We start from the raw sequence: 16,951 nt of genomic DNA, 5'->3' as shown, positions 1-16,951 counted from the left end.
CGTCACATGCGCACCGCACTCGCCGCCCTGCTCCTCGGCGTCGTCCTGACCCCGGCGATCGCCGCGCCCTCGACCGCCGCGCCCCGCGAGGTGAACCAGGGCTACAGCATCCCGGTCGGCGGCGTGACCGACCTCGGCGCGCTGCCCGTGCTCGGCAGCCTCGGGCTGGACTTCGCCAAGCTGCTCGGGCAGTAGCCCTGACGGCAGGCCACCGGACGGTCGCCCGGGCGCCGCGCGAGGCGGGCGACCCCCGGTCGGTGAAGATCGACGGGATCACCCGACCGGAGCCGCCCGCCCGGGTTACGCTCGTCCCGCGCGGCACCCGTCCGTGCGGCCGACCGAGGGGGGAACGCGTGATCGAGGACCTGCTGCCGGACGTCGTGGTGACCGAGGTGGCCTACGACGACCCGCCGGAGGCCCGGCTGGAGCCGGCCGAGGAGGCGGTGGTCGCCAAGGCCGTCGACAAGCGCCGACGCGAGTTCACCACCGTCCGCCACTGCGCCCGCGCCGCCCTGGCCCGCCTGGGCGTCCCGTACCGCCCGCTCGTCCCGGGCCTGCGCGGAGCGCCTAGCTGGCCGGACGACGTGATCGGCAGCCTCACCCACTGCGACGGCTTCCGCGCGGCCGCCGTGGCCCGGGCCGGCGCCCTCGCCTCCGTCGGCATCGACGCCGAGCCCGCGCTGCCGCTCCCGGAGGGCGTGCTCGACGCCGTCGCCCTGCCCGTCGAACAGCAGCGGCTGGCGAGGCTCGCCGCCGAGCACCCGGACACCCCGTGGGACCGGATCCTGTTCAGCGCCAAGGAGTCGGTCTACAAGGCCTGGTTCCCGTTGACCGGGCTCTGGTTGGACTTCCACGAGGCCGAGCTCGACCTCTCCCCCGACGGCACCTTCTCCGCCCGGCTGCTGGTCCCCGGCCCGGTGGTCGGCGACCGCCGGATCGAGGGCTTCGACGGCCGCTGGGCGGTGCGCGACGGTCTGCTCGCCACCGCGATCGCCGTCGAGCCGTAACCGCCCGTCGCCGGTCCGTTCGCCTCCCGGGCATATCCTCGACCGCGTGACGGTGACCTACGTGATCGACGGCAGCAGGATCCGCAACCTGGACGACTTCTGGGACGTGGTCGGGCAGGAGATTGGCGCGGACGGCTACTTCGGCCGCAACCTCGACGCCTTCGCCGACTGCCTGCGCGGCGGCTACGGCACGCCCGAGGACGGCGACTACGCCATCGAGTGGCGCGACCACGAGGTGTCCCGCCGCAACCTCGGCTACCCGGAGACGGTCCGCCAGTTGGAGCTGCGGCTCACCCGCTGCCACCCCACCAATCGCGAGCACGTCTCCGCCGAACTGGACGCCGCCCGGGCGGGCAAGGGGCCGACGGTCTTCGACTGGCTGGTCCGGATCATCGAGGAGGAGCACCCGGACGGCCTCCGCCTGGCGTAGTCCCCGCCCCCGACCACCGCGCGTCCGGCCGGCTCGCCCCGTCCGGCAGCCTCACCTCACGTCGGACAGCCGGACGAACCGCCGCCCAGCCGCCAGCAGCCCCGGCACCGCCGCCGCGACCCCGGGAGCGGTGCCGCCGCCCGGGTGGTTCATGTGGCCGATGACGATCGCCCTGGGCGGGGCCGACGCCACCTCCCGCCGCACCTCGGCGGCGCTGAGCGTGGCCCCGCCGTCCCCGTTGACGGTGAAACCCGCGACGCGTTCGCCCAGGTCGGCGACCACCCGGGTGGCGACGTCGTCGTAGTGCGCGGTGCCGGAGCGGAAGAACCGGGGCGGGTGCCCGAGCGACTCGGTCAGCTTGTGGGCGTTACCCGTCACCTCGTCGTACACCTCGCCGACGTCACCCGTCCCGGCGATGCCGTAGGCGGACCGGCCGGTCACCGAAAGCGGACGGTGGATGGTGCCGTGGTTGCCGATCTCGAAGAGCGGATCGGCCGCGAGCTGCTCGAACACGTCCGGGTTGGCATCGATCCAGCGGGCGTTCAGGAAGAGCGTGGCCGGGACACCGCGCCCGCGCAGGAAGCCGATCAGCTCGGCGTCGTAGCCGTTCCCGCCGGGGCCACCGCAGGCGTCGAAGGTCAGCGCCATCGCCGACTCGCCCTCGGACAGCTCGGTGATCACCCCGGCGACCTCCAGGCCCCACTCGCGCGGGGCCGTGCCGCCGTACCGCTGAACCAGCTCCGCCCGGGTCCGCTCCCGGGACGCCGCCGGGGGCACGGCGGACGGGGTCGCGGGCGGCGTGCCCGCAGCGGAGACTGTCGGCGAGGCCGAGGCCAAGGCTGAGGGTGAGGGTGAGGCCAAGGCTGAGGGTGAGGGTGAGGGTGACGGCGAGGCCGGCCCCTCAGCCGCCCGCCCGGTCCGGCACCCCGTCAGCGCGCCACCGGCCACCGCCGCCGCCAGCAGCGCCCGCCGACTCAGTGCCACACCGGCCTCCCGACCCATCGCCACCTGCCGTACCAACCGATCTCACGACCATGAACCGACCCATCGTCACTCCCTCCAACTCTCCCCCGCCTCCGCCCGGAACCCCTTCACCGACCCGCCCCACCCCGGTGGGCCCCGCCTCATCCCCGGTTCACCCCCCGGGGTAGGCGAACGAACGGACCCGCCCACCCCAGCCCGGAGGCCCCGATGCCCGCCGACCCCACCGTCCTGCGCCACGACGATCACGACGAACACGACGAACACGAGGAACCCGCACACCCCGCCCGCCGCGACCTGCTCCGCACCGGCCTCGCCACCGGCGCCGCCACCGCCCTCGGCCTCGCCGCCGCCACCGGCCCGGCGGCCGCGGCCCCGAACCAGCCCGACCAAGCAGACCAAGCAGACCGGACCCTCACCCTCACCGGCCACCTCCCCACCGGCTGCCCCGACTTCGTCTGCCTCCCGGTCGAAGTCCCCGACGGCGTCCGCGAGATCGCCGTCTCCTACAGCTACGACAAGCCGCAGGTCCCGGCCGGCACCCCCGGCAACTCCTGCGACATCGGCATCTTCGACGAGCGCGGCACCGACCTCGGCGGGGACGGCTTCCGCGGCTGGTCCGGCGGCTTCCGCACCGAGTTCGCGATCGCCCGCGACACCGCCACCCCCGGCTACCTCCCCGGCCCGGTCAACCCGGGCACCTGGCACATCGCCCTGGGCCCGTACCAGGTGGCCCCCCAGGGCCTGGACTACCGCGTCCAGGTCACCCTCCGATTCGGCGCACCCGGAGCGGAGTTCACCCCGCACTACCCGCCGGAGCGGGCCCGCGGCCGCGGCCGCGCCTGGTACCGGGGCGACTGCCACCTGCACACCGTCCACTCCGACGGGCGGCGCCTGCCCGAGGAGGTGGCGGCCGGGGCCCGCGCGGCCGGCCTGGACTTCATCGTCTCCACCGACCACAACACCAGCTCCTCGCACGCCGTTTGGGGCCCGCTGGCCGGCCCGGACCTGCTGATCCTGCCGGGCGAGGAGATCACCACCCGCAACGGCCACTGGCTGGCCCTCGGCCTGGAGGCCGGCCGGTTCGTCGACTGGCGCTACCGCTCCCGCGACGAGGAGTACCCGCGCTTCGTCCGCCAGGTCCACCGCTCCGGCGGCCTGGTGGTACCCGCGCACCCGTACTGCCCCTACGTCGCCTGCCAGTGGAAGTTCGGCTACGAGGAGGCCGACGCCGTCGAGGTGTGGAACGGGCCCTGGACGTACGACGACGAGTCGGCCGTGGACACCTGGGACTCCCGGCTCTCCGTCGCCCTGCGCGGCGGCCGCTCCTGGCTGCCCGCGATGGGCAACAGCGACGCGCACAGCGCCCCCCAGGTGATCGGCCTCCCGCACAACGTCGTCCTCGCCGAGGACCTCACCCGGGACGCCGTCCTCGACGGCCTGCGCGCCGGGCGCAGCTGGCTCGCCGAGTCCGCCACCGTCCGGCTGGACTTCACCGTCACCGGGAACGGCCGCCAGGCCGGCATCGGCGAGGAGCTGACCGTCCCGGCCGACGCCCCGCTGGACGTCCGGCTCACCGTCTCCGGGGTGCCCGGTGGGACGGTCCGCTTCCTCACCGACGAGGGGCAGATGCACCAGGATTCGCTGCCCGCCGACGGCTCCGGCACGGTGGTCTGGCGCACCACCGCCTCGCTGGCCGCCTACGTCCGCGCCGAGGTGCGCCACCCGAAGGCGGACGGCACCCCGGGCAAGGGCAATTCGATGGGCGAGGACCTGCCCTGGGGCCCGATGGCGGCCCTCACCAACCCGATCGTGCTGCGGGTCGACGAGCACTGACCTCCTCGGGCCCCCGCCCGCGGACCGGGAGGGGGGACGACTCGGGGCACCCGTGTGGACTAGGTTGATCCCCGAAACGCATCAGTCGTAGGGACGAGGCGATCGGCTGTCCGCATCCGGGCCGACCGGCGTCTTCGCACTCCGACCGCCTCGCCCCGGCTACCCGTCCGTCCCCGGCCCGCGAAGGGATCAGCAGCTGTGAACCGTACGACCGTAGGTGGGCCGGAGCTCGGGGGCGGCCGGGGTGCCGGGGGCGTCCTGGTCCTCGTCGACCCGACCGGGGCCGGGGACAGCCCGGTCGCGGGGCTGCTCGCACAGGAGCTGCACCCGAGCGTCCACCTGCGGACGGACGACTTCCTGCGGGTCATCCGCAACGGCCGGATCCCGCCCCACCTCCCCGAGGCCGAGCGCCAGAACGCCACCGCCCTCGCCGCCGCCGCCCAGGCCGCCTTCGCCTACGCCACCCGCGGTTACCAGGTCGTCGTCGAGTGCCCGGCCACCCCGCCCACCCTCGCCACCTTCCGCCGCGAGAGCCGCGCCACCGGCGCCGCCCTCCACTACGTCGTCCTCACCACCACCCCGCCCGCCCCCGACGCCCCCACCACCCGCCACACCTTCGACACCTCCGACCTCACCCCCGAAACCACCGCCAAATCCCTCCTCACCGTCCTCACCACCCGCACCCACCTGCTCGGCTGGTAGGACGGGCCGGCGGCTACGCGCCGACCACGCCGTCGATGGCCTCGCGCAGGAAGTCGGCGTGCCCGTTGTGGCGGGCGTACTCGTGGATGAGGTGGAGCATGACCAGGCGCAGCGACACCTCGGCCTCCCAGCGGGGCTGGTAGCCGGTGACGTCGAGGGAGGGGGCGGCGAGTTCGATCCGGCGGGAGTGCTCGACCTCGGCCTGCCAGGCGGCGAAGGCCTCGGCACGGGTGGCATCGGTGGCGTCGTAGGCCGCCTGGTAGTCGCCGTCCTCGGACCAGACCAGCGGGATGTCCTCGCCGTTGATCACCTTGCGGAACCAGGTCCGCTCGACCTCGGCCAGGTGGCGGACCAGCCCGAGCAGGCTCAGCGTGGACGGCGGGCTGGAGCGCTGCCGCAGCTGTTCGTCGGTGAGGCCCTCGCACTTCATGGCGAGGGTCGCCCGGTGGAAGTCCAGGAAGCCGCGCAGCATCTCGCGCTCGCCCCCGGTCAGCGCCGGTACGGGTCGGTTGTCGGTGTTCATCAGTTACTCCTCCTGTTCGTCGGTGATCACCGGTGATCACCGTGGAATCCCGGCGGACTTTGACTTCCGCTCCCCCGGCTAGCGCCAGGGGATTCCTACCACGGTCGTCTGACCGTCTCGGTGGGTTCCTGCTTCTTCGCGCTGTGCCGGGACAGGTCCCGGTCTTACCCGCGCTCGACAGGCTGTCACCGCCAGTCCGGCGGCCTTGGCTATATTGACGGCGGCGTTGACGTCCCGGTCCAGCCACACCCGGCATGCCCGGCACTGCCAGACGCGGATGTTGAGGGACTTGGCGCCGTCCTTGACGCCGCAGTTCGAGCAGACCTGCGAGGTCGGCTCGAACCGGCCGATACGGGTGAAGACGCGCCCGTACCTGGCGGCCTTGTACTCCAGCATCGCGAGGAACGCCGACCATCCGGCGTCGTGCACGGACTTGGCCATCCTCGTCCGGGCGAGCCCTTTCACCGCCAGGTCCTCAACGGCAACCGCTTGGTTCTCGCGGATGATCTTCGTTGAGAGTTGGTGGTGGAACTCGCGCCGGGCGTCGGCCACCCGCGCGTGAGCGCGGGCGACCTTGACACGGGCCTTGTCCCGGTTCCTGCTGCCCTTCTCCTTACGGGAGAGGGTCTGCTGCGCCTTCTTGAGGCGCTTCTCGGCCCGGCGCAGGAAACGCGGGCTGTCGATCCTCGTTCCGTCGGAGAGGATCGCGAAGTGGGTGAGACCGAGGTCGATCCCGATCCGACCGTCCGTCTCGGGCATGCGCCCGAGGTCGGCGTTCGGATCGGTCTCGATGACGAAGGACGCGAAGTACCGGCCCGCGCTGTCCCTGACCACGGTCACCGTGGAGGGCGTGGACAGCAGCGTGCGGGACCACTTCACCCGCACATCACCGATCTTCGGCAACGACAGGTCACCGCCCGGCGTGATCTTCCACCGGGCGTTCGCGGTGAACCGCACCGACTGTCTGGCGTCCCGCTTGGACTTGAAGCGGGGCGCACCGGCCTTCGGGCCCTTGCGGGCGCCCTTGAGGCCGGCGAAGAAGTTGGAGTACGCGCTCTCCAGGTCCCGGAGGGACTGTTGCAGGACGACCGCCGACACCTCCCCGAGCCATGCGCGCTCGGGGGTCTTCTTCGCCTCGGTGATCAGCAGCTTCGACAGGTCGCCGATCCTCGGGAACGGCAACCCGTCCGCACGGGCGCTCTCACGAGCCCGAAGGGCGTCGTTGAAGACCACCCGCGCACACCCGAACGCCCGTGCCAGCGCAGCACACTGAGGCCCATCCGGGTACAGACGGAAGCTGTACCGAAGCTGCACGGCAATCACTGTACTAACTGAAGTTCGTTTATGGCCGAGTATCAGAACATCCGCACACGCAGGCAGGCGCTGCGCACTCGTCATGCACGCTCACTTGGTTTTCGTGACGGAGTACCGGCATCGCGTGTTCACCGACTCCCACTTCAAGCGCATGGAAGAGATCACGCGGGCGGTCTGCGCGGACTTCGAGACCGAGCTGGTGGAGTTCAACGGCGAGGCCACCCACGTCCACCTGTTGGTGAACTTCCCGCCGAAAGTGGCGACCTCCAAGCTGGTCAACAGTCTCAAGGGCGTCAGCTCCCGACGCCTTCGTCTGGGGGTGCCCCCTCCGGGGGAGAGTTCCCCGACCTGGTCCGGCACTACTGGCGAGCACAGCGGCTCTGGTCCGGGTCGTACTTCGCCGGATCGGTCGGCGGCGCACCCCTGAGCATCGTCCGGCAGTACATCGAGCAGCAGAACCGGCCCACCTGAGCCGAGGTGGACAGTGCGGGAGGGTGCGCCAGACCCAGCTCAGAGCAGCGTTCAGAATCGCTTCACCACCGAGCTGAAGCCCGGCACACTGCGATTAATTCCGGTAGCGAATCGACCACCCGGCCGACCACCGAAATCCGAACTCCGTCCGTCACGTACCGTGTTCACGCCGCCACATGTTTGGGTACGTACCTCGGCGCGCCCGACGGCCGGGCGCCCATCGAGCAGGAGACCCAGCGGCCCATGGACCACAACCGCATCCCACCGACGGTACGCCGGACGTACGGCACCGACGATCTGTCCCAAGCTGCCACCTTCGCCGGCGGCTTCATCAACTTCGGCGACTGGCAGGGCATCGACCTCGCCGCCCCCACCCCCGATGACCGGGTGCGCAGCCAGGAGCAGCTCTACCGGCGGGTGCTGCGCGCCTTCCCCGACCCACGCGAGCGGCTGCGGCTGGCGGAGGTCGGCTGCGGGCGCGGGCTCGGCGCGGCGCTGGCGCTACGGGAGTTCCGCTTCGCGACGGTGACGGGTGTGGACATCCATCCGGACCAGATCGAGCGCGCCCGCGCCGTCAACGCCAAGGCCCTGGCCACCTACCCCGACCGGCTCGCCTACACTCTCGGTTCGGCCGACGAACTCCCGTTCCCCGGCGCCTCCTTGGACGGCGTCTACTCCGTCGAGGCCGCCCAGCACTTCCGCGAGCTCCCGAGCTTCGCCGTCGAGGCCGCCCGCGTCCTTCGTCCCGGCGGCCGGCTGGTGGTCACCACCTTCTTCACCGCCCCGGGGGCCGACGTCGCCGAGCGCCTCAAGATCCTGCTCGCCGGCTTCGCCGACGGCCTGGATGTCGCCCACCCTCTCGACGACTTCATCACCGACCTGACGGAGGCCGGCTTCACCACCGTCACCACCGAGTCCATCGGTCCGGACGTCTGGCCGGGCCTCGACCGCTACCTCGCCGAGACCGTCCCACCCGGCCACTGGACCCGCCACTTCCTCACCGCCTGGCGCGACGGCCTGCTCGACTACCACCTCGTCACCGCCGACCGCGCCTGACCACGCACGGACGGGCCCGGCCCGGGCTTCGAGGCCTTCGACTCCCCACGGCACAGGGCAGGGCCTCTCGGTGCCCGGGCGGGCTTCGAAGCCCGCCGGGCCACCGAGAGGCCCTGCCGTGATGCCCCGGCCGCCCCGCGGCCACCCGGCCGCGACCCGACCCGACCAGGACCCGGACCGATCGGCCGCCTCAGGAGCGGTACGACGGCGGCTTCCCGCAGCGGGGCGACACCCGTCAGACGTCCGCGGTCTGGACCTCCCGCGGCGCGGCCGCGGCCTCGGCGGTCTTCGCCGGCCGGTCGGCGAGCTTGAGCCAGATGACTCCGACGATGATGACGGCCAGCCACACGGCCTGGACCGCGGTGAGGGTCTCGTCGAAGACGACGGGGCCCAGCAGTGCCGCGCCGACGGACCCGATTCCCGCCCAGACGGCGTAGCCGATGCTGACCTCGATGGTGCGCAGCGCCGCGCTCAGCGCCCAGAGCGTCAGCAGGAAGAAGACGACGGCGACCAGTGACCACGTCAGGCGGGTGAAGCCGTGGCTGCCACCGACGGAGAGCGCGTAGCCGACTTCGAAGCCGCCGGCGAGGAGAAGCATGATCCAGGAATTGGCCGAGGTGCGCCCGGTGTTGGACATGTGCACGAGTCCTTTCGAGGAGATGGGTCGGGTGGGGGCGGGATTCTCAGGCGGCGCCGCTGAGCTGGAGGCCGACGACGCCGGCGATGATGACGGCGATGCCGACGGCCTTGCGCCAGTTCAGGCGCTGGCCGAAGAGCAGTGCGCCGAGGAGGGTGATGCCGACACCGGCGACGGAGGTCCAGATGGCGTAGCCGACGCCCACGTTGAAGGTGAGGAGCGCCTTGCTGAGGAAGTAGGTGCCGAGGGCGCCGGTGATCAGGGTCGCGGCGGTCCACGGGCGGTTCTTGAAGCCTTCGGCCTTACCGGCCGAGATGGCGACGGCGATCTCGAAGATGTCCGCGATCGCGAGGTAGAACCACTGCATGGGAGGTCCTTTCGTTCGTTGAAGGTCGGCGTTGCACGGGGGACGGTCCGCCGTCCCGCGATCCGCCGTACCGGCGGAACGGGGGTGGGAGCGACGAAGCGCTGCTCCGCCTGGACGTCGTCCGGCGGTGAAGGGGGGTGGGGGCCGTGCGACTCGTGGTCAGTCGGCGTGGCCGGGCGGGCGCGCTCCGGCGTCGCCCGCGGCTGTGCACGGCCGGGGTCGAACGGCGTCAGTGCCGTTCCGTCGGCCGGTCGGTGTGGAAGCCCGACCCTCGGGTCAGGTCAGCACCCGTCGATTCCGCAGGCGGGAGCATCTCCGGCGACCGCCTGTTCGGCCTGGGCGTCGAGCACGGCCTTGCGGATCTGGGCCACGGTGGGCACGCCTTCGATGCGGTGGCGCCCGTCGATGATGATCGTGGGAGCGACGGAGATGCGGAAGGCCTCGGCGGTCCGCAGCGCGTCCTGGTGGGCCGCGGTGTAGGTGCCGGCGGTCAGCGCCGCGGTGAAGTCGCCGCCGTCGAGCCCGAGTTCGGACGCGATGTCGGCGAGGACCTCCGTGCGGCCGATGTCCCGGTTCTCCTGGAAGAAGGCCCGCAGGACGCGCGGGGTGTACTCCGCGGCCCTGCCGTGCTCGGCCGCGTACTGGTAGCCCTCGAAGGCCAGCCGGGTGTAGGGCTGGGGGGAGACCGTGGGCAAGGTGATGTCCACGCCCATCCGTCGGGCCATCGGGTAGACCGCGCGCTCCCAGATCGCCGGCAGGTACGGGTCCTCCGGGCGCAGCGTCGGGGTGGGGTGGGGCCGAAGTTCGAACGGCATCCACTCGATCTCGACATCGAGGTCGCGGGTGGCCTCGTGCAGCGGACCCTCGGCGAGCATGCAGAACGGACAGACGTAGTCCGACCAGACCCTGACGCCGATTGTGCCGGTTGTCGTCTCGGTCATGACCGCCCCTGCTCCATCGCGAGGAACTCCTCGAACGGCTTCGTCCCCTCCGGGATCTGCAGCCAGGTCACCTTGACCGGCCAGGTCTCCGGATCCTCGGCGAAGATCGAGTACGAGTTGGTGTAGTCGAAGCCGTACCGCGCGGCCGTCTTGCGGTCGACCACGTTGACGATGTGGGTGACGTTGAAGTACAGCGAGGCCATGTAGCACAGGGCGCACGGCTCGCCGGAGGCGATCAGGGTGGCCCCGGCGGTGGCGTGCAGTCCGTACTTGGCGGCGGCCTCGCGCAGTGCGGTCACCTCGGCGTGCGCGGTGGGGTCGTTGTCCTCGCGCACCCGGTTGACGCCGGTGCCGAGGATCCGGCCTCGGTTGACCACCACGCCGGAGAACGGGATGCCGCCCTTGGCGACGTGCTCGCGGCTGATCCGTACCGCCTCACGGGCGTACTCGGTCAGCTCGCTCTCTGAAAGCTCGGAATAACGCAACGCTGCTCCCCCGCTCAGACCGCGGCCGGGGTGTGGGCAGTGGGCGCCGTGACATCAGGCATGGAGTCCCCAGTAGTTGCTTGTATGTACATGTTCTTTGGGCCCGCAAGAGACTTGAGCGAGCAGATAGAGCTTGCATGAACATACATCTTGCTGTCAATCGCTACCGCTCAGGACATTGCCCGATGCCTGGTCATCGGGGTGCGGGGTGACGGTCCGGCACGCGAGCGCCGGACCGACCGACCAGCGAAGCCCACCACCGCGAAGCCCGCCACCGCGAAGCCCGCCACCGCGGGGCCGGACGACAGCCTCAGACCGCGACGGGATACCTCAGGGCGTTGTCCTGCGTCCACAGCGCGCGGGGCCCGAGCGGCGGCCTGGCCCGGCCGTCGCCTCCCGCGCCGAGGCCGGGACGGGCGGTCTGCCGGTCGGGGTCGGCCGCCAGGCGGCTGTAGGTGAAGGCGGCCGAGACCAGTGCCATGTGGTGGTGCCAGCCCGGGAACGAGCGGCCTTCGAAGTCCCGTAGGCCGAAGCCCCGTTGGAGCAGATCCACGGTCTCACCGGTCGCCGGGTGCCGCTCCGCGTACTCCAGGAGCTCGTCGACCGGCCGGTGCGCCATATTGGTGATCCACAGCTGTCCCGACCCTTCGGGATGCCCGTCGGGCTGGGTGAACAGACGGAACGGCTGGGGCCGTTGGTCGGCCGCGACAGCGCCGGGAATCTGGACCAGAGCGTCACGAACGGGCCCACGCCCCCGTCTCACGCCGCCGGGACGGACCTCCGTGCTCCGGTCGCTCAGCACCCGGGCGGCCGCCGTCACCGGCCGACGGGAACCGGAGGCGTGGGGTTCGAGGGGGGCGAGCGGGAAGCCGTCGGGGATCGCCACGACGAAGTCCAGCCGGCGCTTGACCAGTCCGTCCAGGAGCCGGCGCGAGTCCATGTAGCCGTCGAGGTCGACGACGACCGGGACGGGGTCGTACTGCGAACGCTGTACCATCGCGTCGAGCACGTAGAGGAGTTGGCTCTCGGTCGAGGCCGTGGCCGTCCGTGGGACACGGGCCCGCTCGCGCAGGGGGCCCTGGGCCCACGGCTCGGGCAGGAACAGGCACCAGCCCACGGGAAGCTCGCCCGCGTCGGTCGACATGAAGACCGCCGCTCCCACTTGGCAGTTGACGGTCCGTCCGGTGTGTGGGATGAATCGGCGGTGCACTCCGCACGATTTCTCACCGCGCTTGGGCAGGACGACAGGGGCGGCCGTCCACGCCCGGGGCCGGACACGACCCTCGGCCCACTGGCGCAACTGGTCGCACACCGGCTCCCACTCCCAGGGACTCTCGTTGATGAACTGGTGCAGAGCCTGCGATGCCGTCGGGGAGTCGCTCGCCACGGCCGCGAGCCGGCGGATGGACTTCTTGCCGGGCGTGCTGAGAAGGCCTTGTACATATGCATGGGCCCACCTGCGCTGGTCGGCCCGACGCAAGTGTCCGAAGAGTTGGTCAGTGAACAGGGCGACGGAGTCCCATCCCCTCATAGTTTCCCCTCCCGTGTTGCGGCTGCGGGCTTTCACACAGACGCATCCACAGTAAAGAATGAGCACTATTTTTTTCTGGAGGAAAGGGATTCCTGCCGCCACTTCGCCAACTCCGCGCGAACCATGGCGTGAATCCGCCGGGTCGGATCCGAGGGCGGGAGCGGCCGGGCCTCACAACGGGTGGTGTCACGGAGTTGCGCCTCCGACTCGACTTCCGCGGAACGCCGGAACGCCGGAACACCCACGAGCGGTGGTCGTCGAGCTCGATTTCGCGCACGGGCCGGGCACACGGGAGCGCGCGGGTCGACGTCGAAGGTCACACGACGGGACGCGGCCCGGCCGGACGACCGGAGCGCCGTTCGATCACCCGTCGTTCCGCACGGTCCCCTCCCGGGATTCGCCGTGCGCGAGGGGCGGCGCGGGCATCCGGTCGTGCTCGCGGGCATCGGGCTCGCGGTCCGGTCGGCCACTGAAGCCCGCAGCGGCCCGCTGCCACAGCTGGCCGAGCTCGTGCTCCACGGCCCGCACCGGGCGGCCGGAGCGCAGCCGCGCCTCGGCCCCGGCCAGCAGGTAGCCGACCAGCAGCTCGATGTCGGCGAGCTCCGCGTCGGTGGTGCCGCCGGTCCGGGCCAGGTCGAGGGCGTGCAGCAGGGTGGGACGCCAGGCCTCCTCCCAGGTGGGCTGGGAACCGGGGCACTCGTACGCGAGTCGCATGGCCGCATGGGCCCGGACGTCCTGGTTCAGGAAGGCGGCCAGTGACTGGGTGAGCCGACTGACCGCGGTCAGCCCCGGCGTCGTGAGCTGCTGCACCTCGTGCAGCGCCGAACGGACCGCTGACGCACCCGCCTCGACGACCGCGAGCGCCAGGTCCTCCTTGGTCAGGAAGTGGAAGGTCAAGGCTCCCGAGGTGACGCCGGCGGACTGGCTGATGCGCGCCAGAGTGGCGCCGGTGTAACCGTGCCGGGCGAACTGTTCGGCCGCGGCGTCGATCAGGGCGGCCCGGGTCTGCTCCGCGCGCGCCTGCCTCAGCACAGCGGCGCGCTCCGGTACCGCGTGACGGGTGCGGCCGTGGACCGCTGGGCGTCCTGGGGACATCGTGTGAGTTGCATAGCCCCTCCGACTGGTTCGTGTACCTGCCCCGCGACGACGCGGCAAGCATACCCCGGTCCACCGGCGAACCTGACGCGCAGTCGGATCCCTGTTCGCCCGGCCGACACCGGGTGCGTCCGTCTCCGCCCGCGCTGAAGTCCGACCGTGCGCTCGGGCGCCGGAGGGCCGGAACACGTGGGCTCACGGGGCGTGGGGCCGGGTCATGCCGAACCGCACCGACCGGGGCGAGGAACGTCGTTCGCGTCCGGACTGGTCGCGCGCGACGCCGCCTCGCCTCGCCCCGGGGTGCGGTGGATCCGGCCCACCCGCCGAAGCGCCGGGTGCGCGGCGCCCCGGCACATGGCGGGGTCTTCCATTCGGACCGGCGGCGAATACCCGTCGAACGGATTCCGAATAGGGGTGAGCGGGTTGAATACCGGCAGCCGGGAGAAAGGGTGGGAGCCGCCGGATCCCGTTATGAGCGTGGGGACTTCACAAGGGGGCTCGACAACCCGCACTTGCCTGCGCCTTTACGAGCGCGCGGACGTCACCTCAGGGCCGACAGGTGCGCGCCGTCCGGCCGGCTGTCCACCGCCGAAGCGTCGAAGGAGGGCGGGGCCTCGTGTCGACAGGCACTGCGCCGGCATTCGTACTGGAGGAAGTTCCGCAGCTGGTCCGTCCGCCGCAGATGGCCCTTGACCAGGACCATGCCGTACATGTGGTCCCCGTCCTCCCGCCAGCAGATCAGCGGGATGCGGTAGGTGTCGCCCTCCGGGGTCCCGAAGACGGCCTCGTAGCCGTGTGCGTCCAGCAGGGTCACGATTGGTCGTCCTTCGGCGTCGTGGCGAACAGGTGCCCGTACTCGGTGATGCCGCGGGCGGTGGCCGCGGCACCGGCGAGGTGGAGGGCGTGCCAGAGGATCACCTGGTTCGCGGTGACGACGTTGAAGCCGAGCTCGTCCTCCAGGGCCTTGATGGTGCCGACCGCCCGGATGCCGTTGCCGGCGACGAGGACGGCCTCCGGCCGGTGGGCGGCCACCGTGGTGCGGATCCACGCCGACAGGTTCTCGGGCGTGATGGCCTTCTGGTTGGAGGGCAGGCCACAGGGGCCGTGGTAGACGACGTCGTAGCCGAACTCGCCGAAGTAGTCGGCTCCCTGGCCCGAGAGGGTGTCGTCGAACCACGGCGGGTTGACCACCGCGATCCGGCGGGCGCCCAGCGCGTCGAACGCGGCGCGCGCGGCCCTGGTCGTGCCGGTGATCGGCAGCCCCCGGGTGACGGGCAGCAGCCGCTCGTACAACTCCCGTTCGCCCTGCGCCTTCAAGGCGTAACTGGAGGAGGTGAAGCCGAGGGTCAGCGCGTGCAGCGGGGAGGCCGCGAGCAGCTCCACGGCGTTGTCCAGGTACGGGGCCTGGACGAAGGCCAGGATCGGGTCGTGCGGGATCTTCTCGTCCATCTCACCGCCCGGGCGCATGGCGGCGAAGTGGATGCGCGAACCGTGGATGGACACGGAGGCGGGGGCGACGGCCTGCAGCTCGGCCTCCGGGCCCACATCGGCGTGCGGCACGACGACGCCGATGCGGGTCGAGGCGTCCCATCCGTCGACGGGCGAGGGCGTACTGGTCATGGGGTCTCCTACCGGGTGAGCGTGGATTCGTCGGCCAGGCGGCCGCCGCGGACGGTGCCGGTGCCGCCGGCGTCGAGGAACCTGGGGTGCTTGCGGCGCATCGCTTCGAGGACGAAGTCGTAGGGGACGTCGTCGAAGGAGCCGTGGTCGGTGAGGAACTCCATGGCGCCGCCCCCGTCGTGGGGGTGGTAGAGGCTGTCGTTGAGCCCGTCGAACTCCAGGGCCTGCATGCCGTACAGCTTGCAGAGCAGCTTGTTGAACACCGGCGTGGCCTTGACCCACTTGCCGTCCAGGTGGACCTGGGTGAGCCCGTGGAAGAACACGTCGCCGCCGATGTGCTCCAGGAGGCGGGGCGAGGCGAGGTGGTTGCGCACATCGCCGTACACCAGGCGGGAGGGGACGCCCAGGGCTCGCACGGCGGCCGCGTACAGCGCGGACTTGTGCAGGCAGAAGCCGGACTTGGTGGTGGCGGTGTGCGAGGCCTTGAGGCCCTCCCGGGACAGCGGGGCGCCGTAGACCTCGTAGTCGACGCCGTCGCGTACCGCGTAGTACAGCTCGATCGCGTTGGTCCGCCGGTCCGCGGAGCGGTCCTTGACGGCGTGGTCGATGAAGGCCTGCACCTCGTCGGTCTCGTAGTCGAGGAATTCGGTGGGACGCGTGAGGTGGTCCAGCTGGTCGGTCATGTCGGGATTCCTGTCGCTCAGAGTCCGAGGAGCATGGCGATGCGGTTGCGCTGGATCTCGGAGGTTCCGGAGTAGATCGTTCCGGCGATCGAATTGCGCAGGTCGCGCTCGATGCCGTGCTCGGTGAGCACGCCGCGGCCGCCGTGGATCTGCACCGCGTCCAGCGCGGTCTGCACGTTGGCCTCCGACACGACGGTCTTGGTGGCCGCGAGGTCGAGCGAGGCGTCCTCGTTGCGTTCGACCTTGGCGCCGGTGTCGGTGAGCCACTTGCGGGCCGTCTCCACCCGGATCTTCATGTCCGCGATCTTGTGGGAGATGCCCTGGTAGGAGCTGATGGGCCGGCCGAACTGGCGGCGCTCCTTGGCGAAGGCGATGGTCTCCTCCAGGCGCCGGGTCATCTCGCCCAGGGTGATGGAGAAGCCGAAGAGGACCTCGCGCTTCATCACGTAGTCCAGGACCCGGAAGCCGGCGCCCTCCTGCCCGACCCGCCGGCCGACCGGGACGCGCAGCTCGTCGAAGGCGAGCGTGCCGATCGGGCTGGTGCGCAGACCGATCTTGTCCATCGCGGGGCCCACGGTCAGGCCGGGGCTGCCGGCCTCGACGAGCAGGGTGGTGAGGCCGAAGGGGCCCGGCTTGCCGGTGCGGACGTACAGCAGGAACAGGTCGGCGACCGGGGCGTTGGTGATGAACATCTTGTCGCCGCTGACCACGTAGTGGTCGCCGTCGCGGCGAGCGACAGTCGCCAGGTTCATCGCGTCCGACCCGCCGGACTGCTCGGTGATCGCGTGCGCGGTGATGGCCTCACCGGACATGATCTTCGGCAGGTACTTCTCCTTCAGTTCCTGGCTGCCGAACCGCTGCAGGGGCGTGCCCACGGACACGATCTGCGTCGAGGCGGAGAAGGAGAGGCCGGCGTCGTTGGAGGTGTGGCCCAGCCCCTCCAGGGCGCGCATGGTTTCGGTGAGGCTGTGGCCGGCGCCGCCGAACTCCGGCGCGAACGGGACGCGCAGCAGGCCGGTCTCCTGGAGCGTCTTCCACTTCTCGTGGGGGAAGACGCCCGCCGCGTCCAGCTCGCGGGTACCGGCGTTGAGCTGCTCGGCCCACGGGGCGGTGAGGTGAAAGAGGTCATCGGTCACGGGAGATCCTGGGGTCCCTTTCAACGGTGTATCGGGGCGGGTGCGGATCGGGGCAGCAGTGGATCGAGGTGAGGCCATGACGACGTTCCATGGCCCGGGCCGACGGCCACGGGCTCGCACGCCCACGCGGCGTGAC

The 16,951-nt window shown here is 71.4% G+C and carries 19 protein-coding genes and 1 pseudogene; 7 read left to right on the top strand and 13 right to left on the bottom strand.

Going from position 1 to position 16,951, the window contains the following annotated elements:
* Positions 1 to 6: 6 nt before the first annotated feature.
* The 3 genes from ACIRYZ_RS08315 to ACIRYZ_RS08305 all read left to right on the top strand — a co-directional run bounded on the left by ACIRYZ_RS08315 (position 7) and on the right by ACIRYZ_RS08305 (position 1,437).
* Complete coding sequence (locus ACIRYZ_RS08315; protein WP_402941234.1) at positions 7 to 195, top strand: hypothetical protein; 189 nt, start codon at positions 7 to 9, stop codon at positions 193 to 195.
* Positions 196 to 353: 158 nt separating this feature from the next.
* Positions 354 to 1,007: a 4'-phosphopantetheinyl transferase gene (locus tag ACIRYZ_RS08310; RefSeq protein WP_402941232.1), complete on the top strand. Its 654-nt coding sequence runs from the start codon at positions 354 to 356 to the stop codon at positions 1,005 to 1,007.
* 46 nt (positions 1,008 to 1,053) lie between these two features.
* Positions 1,054 to 1,437: a barstar family protein gene (locus ACIRYZ_RS08305; protein WP_402941230.1), complete on the top strand. Its 384-nt coding sequence runs from the start codon at positions 1,054 to 1,056 to the stop codon at positions 1,435 to 1,437.
* 51 nt (positions 1,438 to 1,488) lie between these two features.
* Here ACIRYZ_RS08305 and ACIRYZ_RS08300 read toward each other — a convergent pair whose 3' ends face one another.
* Positions 1,489 to 2,214 (bottom strand): polysaccharide deacetylase family protein, encoded by a 726-nt coding sequence (locus ACIRYZ_RS08300; RefSeq protein WP_402941227.1) that lies wholly within the window; start codon positions 2,212 to 2,214, stop codon positions 1,489 to 1,491.
* Positions 2,215 to 2,628: 414 nt separating this feature from the next.
* Between ACIRYZ_RS08300 and ACIRYZ_RS08295 the strand changes: the two genes are divergently transcribed.
* Together ACIRYZ_RS08295 and ACIRYZ_RS08290 are read left to right on the top strand one after the other, a co-directional pair.
* Entirely contained in the window at positions 2,629 to 4,254 is a 1,626-nt protein-coding gene (locus tag ACIRYZ_RS08295) for a CehA/McbA family metallohydrolase (protein ID WP_402941225.1), read from the top strand.
* Positions 4,255 to 4,452: 198 nt separating this feature from the next.
* Positions 4,453 to 4,956, top strand: a complete 504-nt coding sequence (locus ACIRYZ_RS08290; protein WP_402941222.1) for a hypothetical protein — start codon at positions 4,453 to 4,455, stop codon at positions 4,954 to 4,956.
* A gap of 13 nt (positions 4,957 to 4,969) precedes the next feature.
* Here ACIRYZ_RS08290 and ACIRYZ_RS08285 read toward each other — a convergent pair whose 3' ends face one another.
* Together ACIRYZ_RS08285 and ACIRYZ_RS08280 are read right to left on the bottom strand one after the other, a co-directional pair.
* Positions 4,970 to 5,479, bottom strand: coding sequence for a DinB family protein (locus tag ACIRYZ_RS08285; protein ID WP_402941220.1), 510 nt, complete (start codon positions 5,477 to 5,479; stop codon positions 4,970 to 4,972).
* Between the two features lie 78 nt (positions 5,480 to 5,557).
* Complete coding sequence (locus ACIRYZ_RS08280; RefSeq protein WP_402941217.1) at positions 5,558 to 6,793, bottom strand: RNA-guided endonuclease InsQ/TnpB family protein; 1,236 nt, start codon at positions 6,791 to 6,793, stop codon at positions 5,558 to 5,560.
* Positions 6,794 to 6,875: 82 nt separating this feature from the next.
* On the opposite strand from ACIRYZ_RS08280, the pseudogene tnpA reads away from it, so the two are divergent.
* Both tnpA and ACIRYZ_RS08270 read left to right on the top strand, forming a co-directional pair.
* Positions 6,876 to 7,264: pseudogene (gene tnpA, locus ACIRYZ_RS08275) on the top strand (IS200/IS605 family transposase).
* Positions 7,265 to 7,507: 243 nt separating this feature from the next.
* Positions 7,508 to 8,320 carry a class I SAM-dependent methyltransferase gene (locus ACIRYZ_RS08270; RefSeq protein WP_402941214.1) on the top strand — a complete coding sequence of 271 codons (813 nt, stop codon included), beginning with the start codon at positions 7,508 to 7,510 and terminating at the stop codon, positions 8,318 to 8,320.
* A gap of 235 nt (positions 8,321 to 8,555) precedes the next feature.
* Here the strand turns inward: ACIRYZ_RS08270 and ACIRYZ_RS08265 are convergent, their stop codons facing one another.
* The 10 genes from ACIRYZ_RS08265 to ACIRYZ_RS08220 form a co-directional block, all read right to left on the bottom strand.
* Complete coding sequence (locus ACIRYZ_RS08265; RefSeq protein WP_402941211.1) at positions 8,556 to 8,957, bottom strand: DMT family transporter; 402 nt, start codon at positions 8,955 to 8,957, stop codon at positions 8,556 to 8,558.
* A 46-nt stretch (positions 8,958 to 9,003) separates the two neighbouring features.
* The gene (locus tag ACIRYZ_RS08260) at positions 9,004 to 9,324 is read right to left on the bottom strand and encodes a DMT family transporter (RefSeq protein ID WP_402941209.1); all 321 of its coding nucleotides are present in this window, start codon (positions 9,322 to 9,324) and stop codon (positions 9,004 to 9,006) included.
* A 281-nt stretch (positions 9,325 to 9,605) separates the two neighbouring features.
* Positions 9,606 to 10,265, bottom strand: a complete 660-nt coding sequence (locus tag ACIRYZ_RS08255) for a DsbA family protein (RefSeq protein ID WP_402941206.1) — start codon at positions 10,263 to 10,265, stop codon at positions 9,606 to 9,608.
* Entirely contained in the window at positions 10,262 to 10,750 is a 489-nt protein-coding gene (locus ACIRYZ_RS08250) for a nucleoside deaminase (protein ID WP_393028681.1), read from the bottom strand. Before ACIRYZ_RS08250 ends, ACIRYZ_RS08255 begins: the two co-directional genes overlap by 4 nt.
* A gap of 310 nt (positions 10,751 to 11,060) precedes the next feature.
* A complete protein-coding gene (locus ACIRYZ_RS08245; RefSeq protein WP_402941203.1) occupies positions 11,061 to 12,281 on the bottom strand; it encodes an IS701 family transposase in 1,221 nt (406 codons plus the stop codon).
* A 363-nt stretch (positions 12,282 to 12,644) separates the two neighbouring features.
* On the bottom strand, positions 12,645 to 13,313 hold the full coding sequence (locus tag ACIRYZ_RS08240) for a TetR family transcriptional regulator (RefSeq protein ID WP_402941200.1): 669 nt from the start codon (positions 13,311 to 13,313) through the stop codon (positions 12,645 to 12,647).
* A 604-nt stretch (positions 13,314 to 13,917) separates the two neighbouring features.
* Positions 13,918 to 14,190 carry a DUF6253 family protein gene (locus ACIRYZ_RS08235; RefSeq protein WP_402941197.1) on the bottom strand — a complete coding sequence of 91 codons (273 nt, stop codon included), beginning with the start codon at positions 14,188 to 14,190 and terminating at the stop codon, positions 13,918 to 13,920.
* Positions 14,187 to 14,996, bottom strand: coding sequence for a maleate cis-trans isomerase (locus ACIRYZ_RS08230; RefSeq protein ID WP_402941194.1), 810 nt, complete (start codon positions 14,994 to 14,996; stop codon positions 14,187 to 14,189). Before ACIRYZ_RS08230 ends, ACIRYZ_RS08235 begins: the two co-directional genes overlap by 4 nt.
* Positions 14,997 to 15,004: 8 nt before the next feature.
* A complete protein-coding gene (locus ACIRYZ_RS08225) occupies positions 15,005 to 15,679 on the bottom strand; it encodes a transglutaminase family protein (protein ID WP_402941191.1) in 675 nt (224 codons plus the stop codon).
* Between the two features lie 17 nt (positions 15,680 to 15,696).
* Positions 15,697 to 16,815 carry an acyl-CoA dehydrogenase family protein gene (locus ACIRYZ_RS08220; RefSeq protein WP_402941188.1) on the bottom strand — a complete coding sequence of 373 codons (1,119 nt, stop codon included), beginning with the start codon at positions 16,813 to 16,815 and terminating at the stop codon, positions 15,697 to 15,699.
* Positions 16,816 to 16,951: the final 136 nt, after the last annotated feature.

This window comes from Kitasatospora sp. NPDC101155 (assembly GCF_044768305.1).
GTDB lineage: Bacteria > Actinomycetota > Actinomycetes > Streptomycetales > Streptomycetaceae > Kitasatospora.
Note: the sequence above shows the minus strand (reverse complement) of the source record. Positions and strands in the feature narration are given on the sequence as shown.

Coding starts and splice junctions, on each gene's coding strand:
- ACIRYZ_RS08315 (WP_402941234.1), top strand. CDS start 7: ATGCGCACCGCACTCGCCGCCCTGCTCCTCGGCGTCGTCCTGACCCCG.
- ACIRYZ_RS08295 (WP_402941225.1), top strand. CDS start 2,629: ATGCCCGCCGACCCCACCGTCCTGCGCCACGACGATCACGACGAACAC.
- ACIRYZ_RS08285 (WP_402941220.1), bottom strand. CDS start 5,479: ATGAACACCGACAACCGACCCGTACCGGCGCTGACCGGGGGCGAGCGC.
- ACIRYZ_RS08270 (WP_402941214.1), top strand. CDS start 7,508: ATGGACCACAACCGCATCCCACCGACGGTACGCCGGACGTACGGCACC.
- ACIRYZ_RS08265 (WP_402941211.1), bottom strand. CDS start 8,957: ATGTCCAACACCGGGCGCACCTCGGCCAATTCCTGGATCATGCTTCTC.
- ACIRYZ_RS08260 (WP_402941209.1), bottom strand. CDS start 9,324: ATGCAGTGGTTCTACCTCGCGATCGCGGACATCTTCGAGATCGCCGTC.
- ACIRYZ_RS08255 (WP_402941206.1), bottom strand. CDS start 10,265: ATGACCGAGACGACAACCGGCACAATCGGCGTCAGGGTCTGGTCGGAC.
- ACIRYZ_RS08245 (WP_402941203.1), bottom strand. CDS start 12,281: ATGAGGGGATGGGACTCCGTCGCCCTGTTCACTGACCAACTCTTCGGA.
- ACIRYZ_RS08230 (WP_402941194.1), bottom strand. CDS start 14,996: ATGACCAGTACGCCCTCGCCCGTCGACGGATGGGACGCCTCGACCCGC.
- ACIRYZ_RS08225 (WP_402941191.1), bottom strand. CDS start 15,679: ATGACCGACCAGCTGGACCACCTCACGCGTCCCACCGAATTCCTCGAC.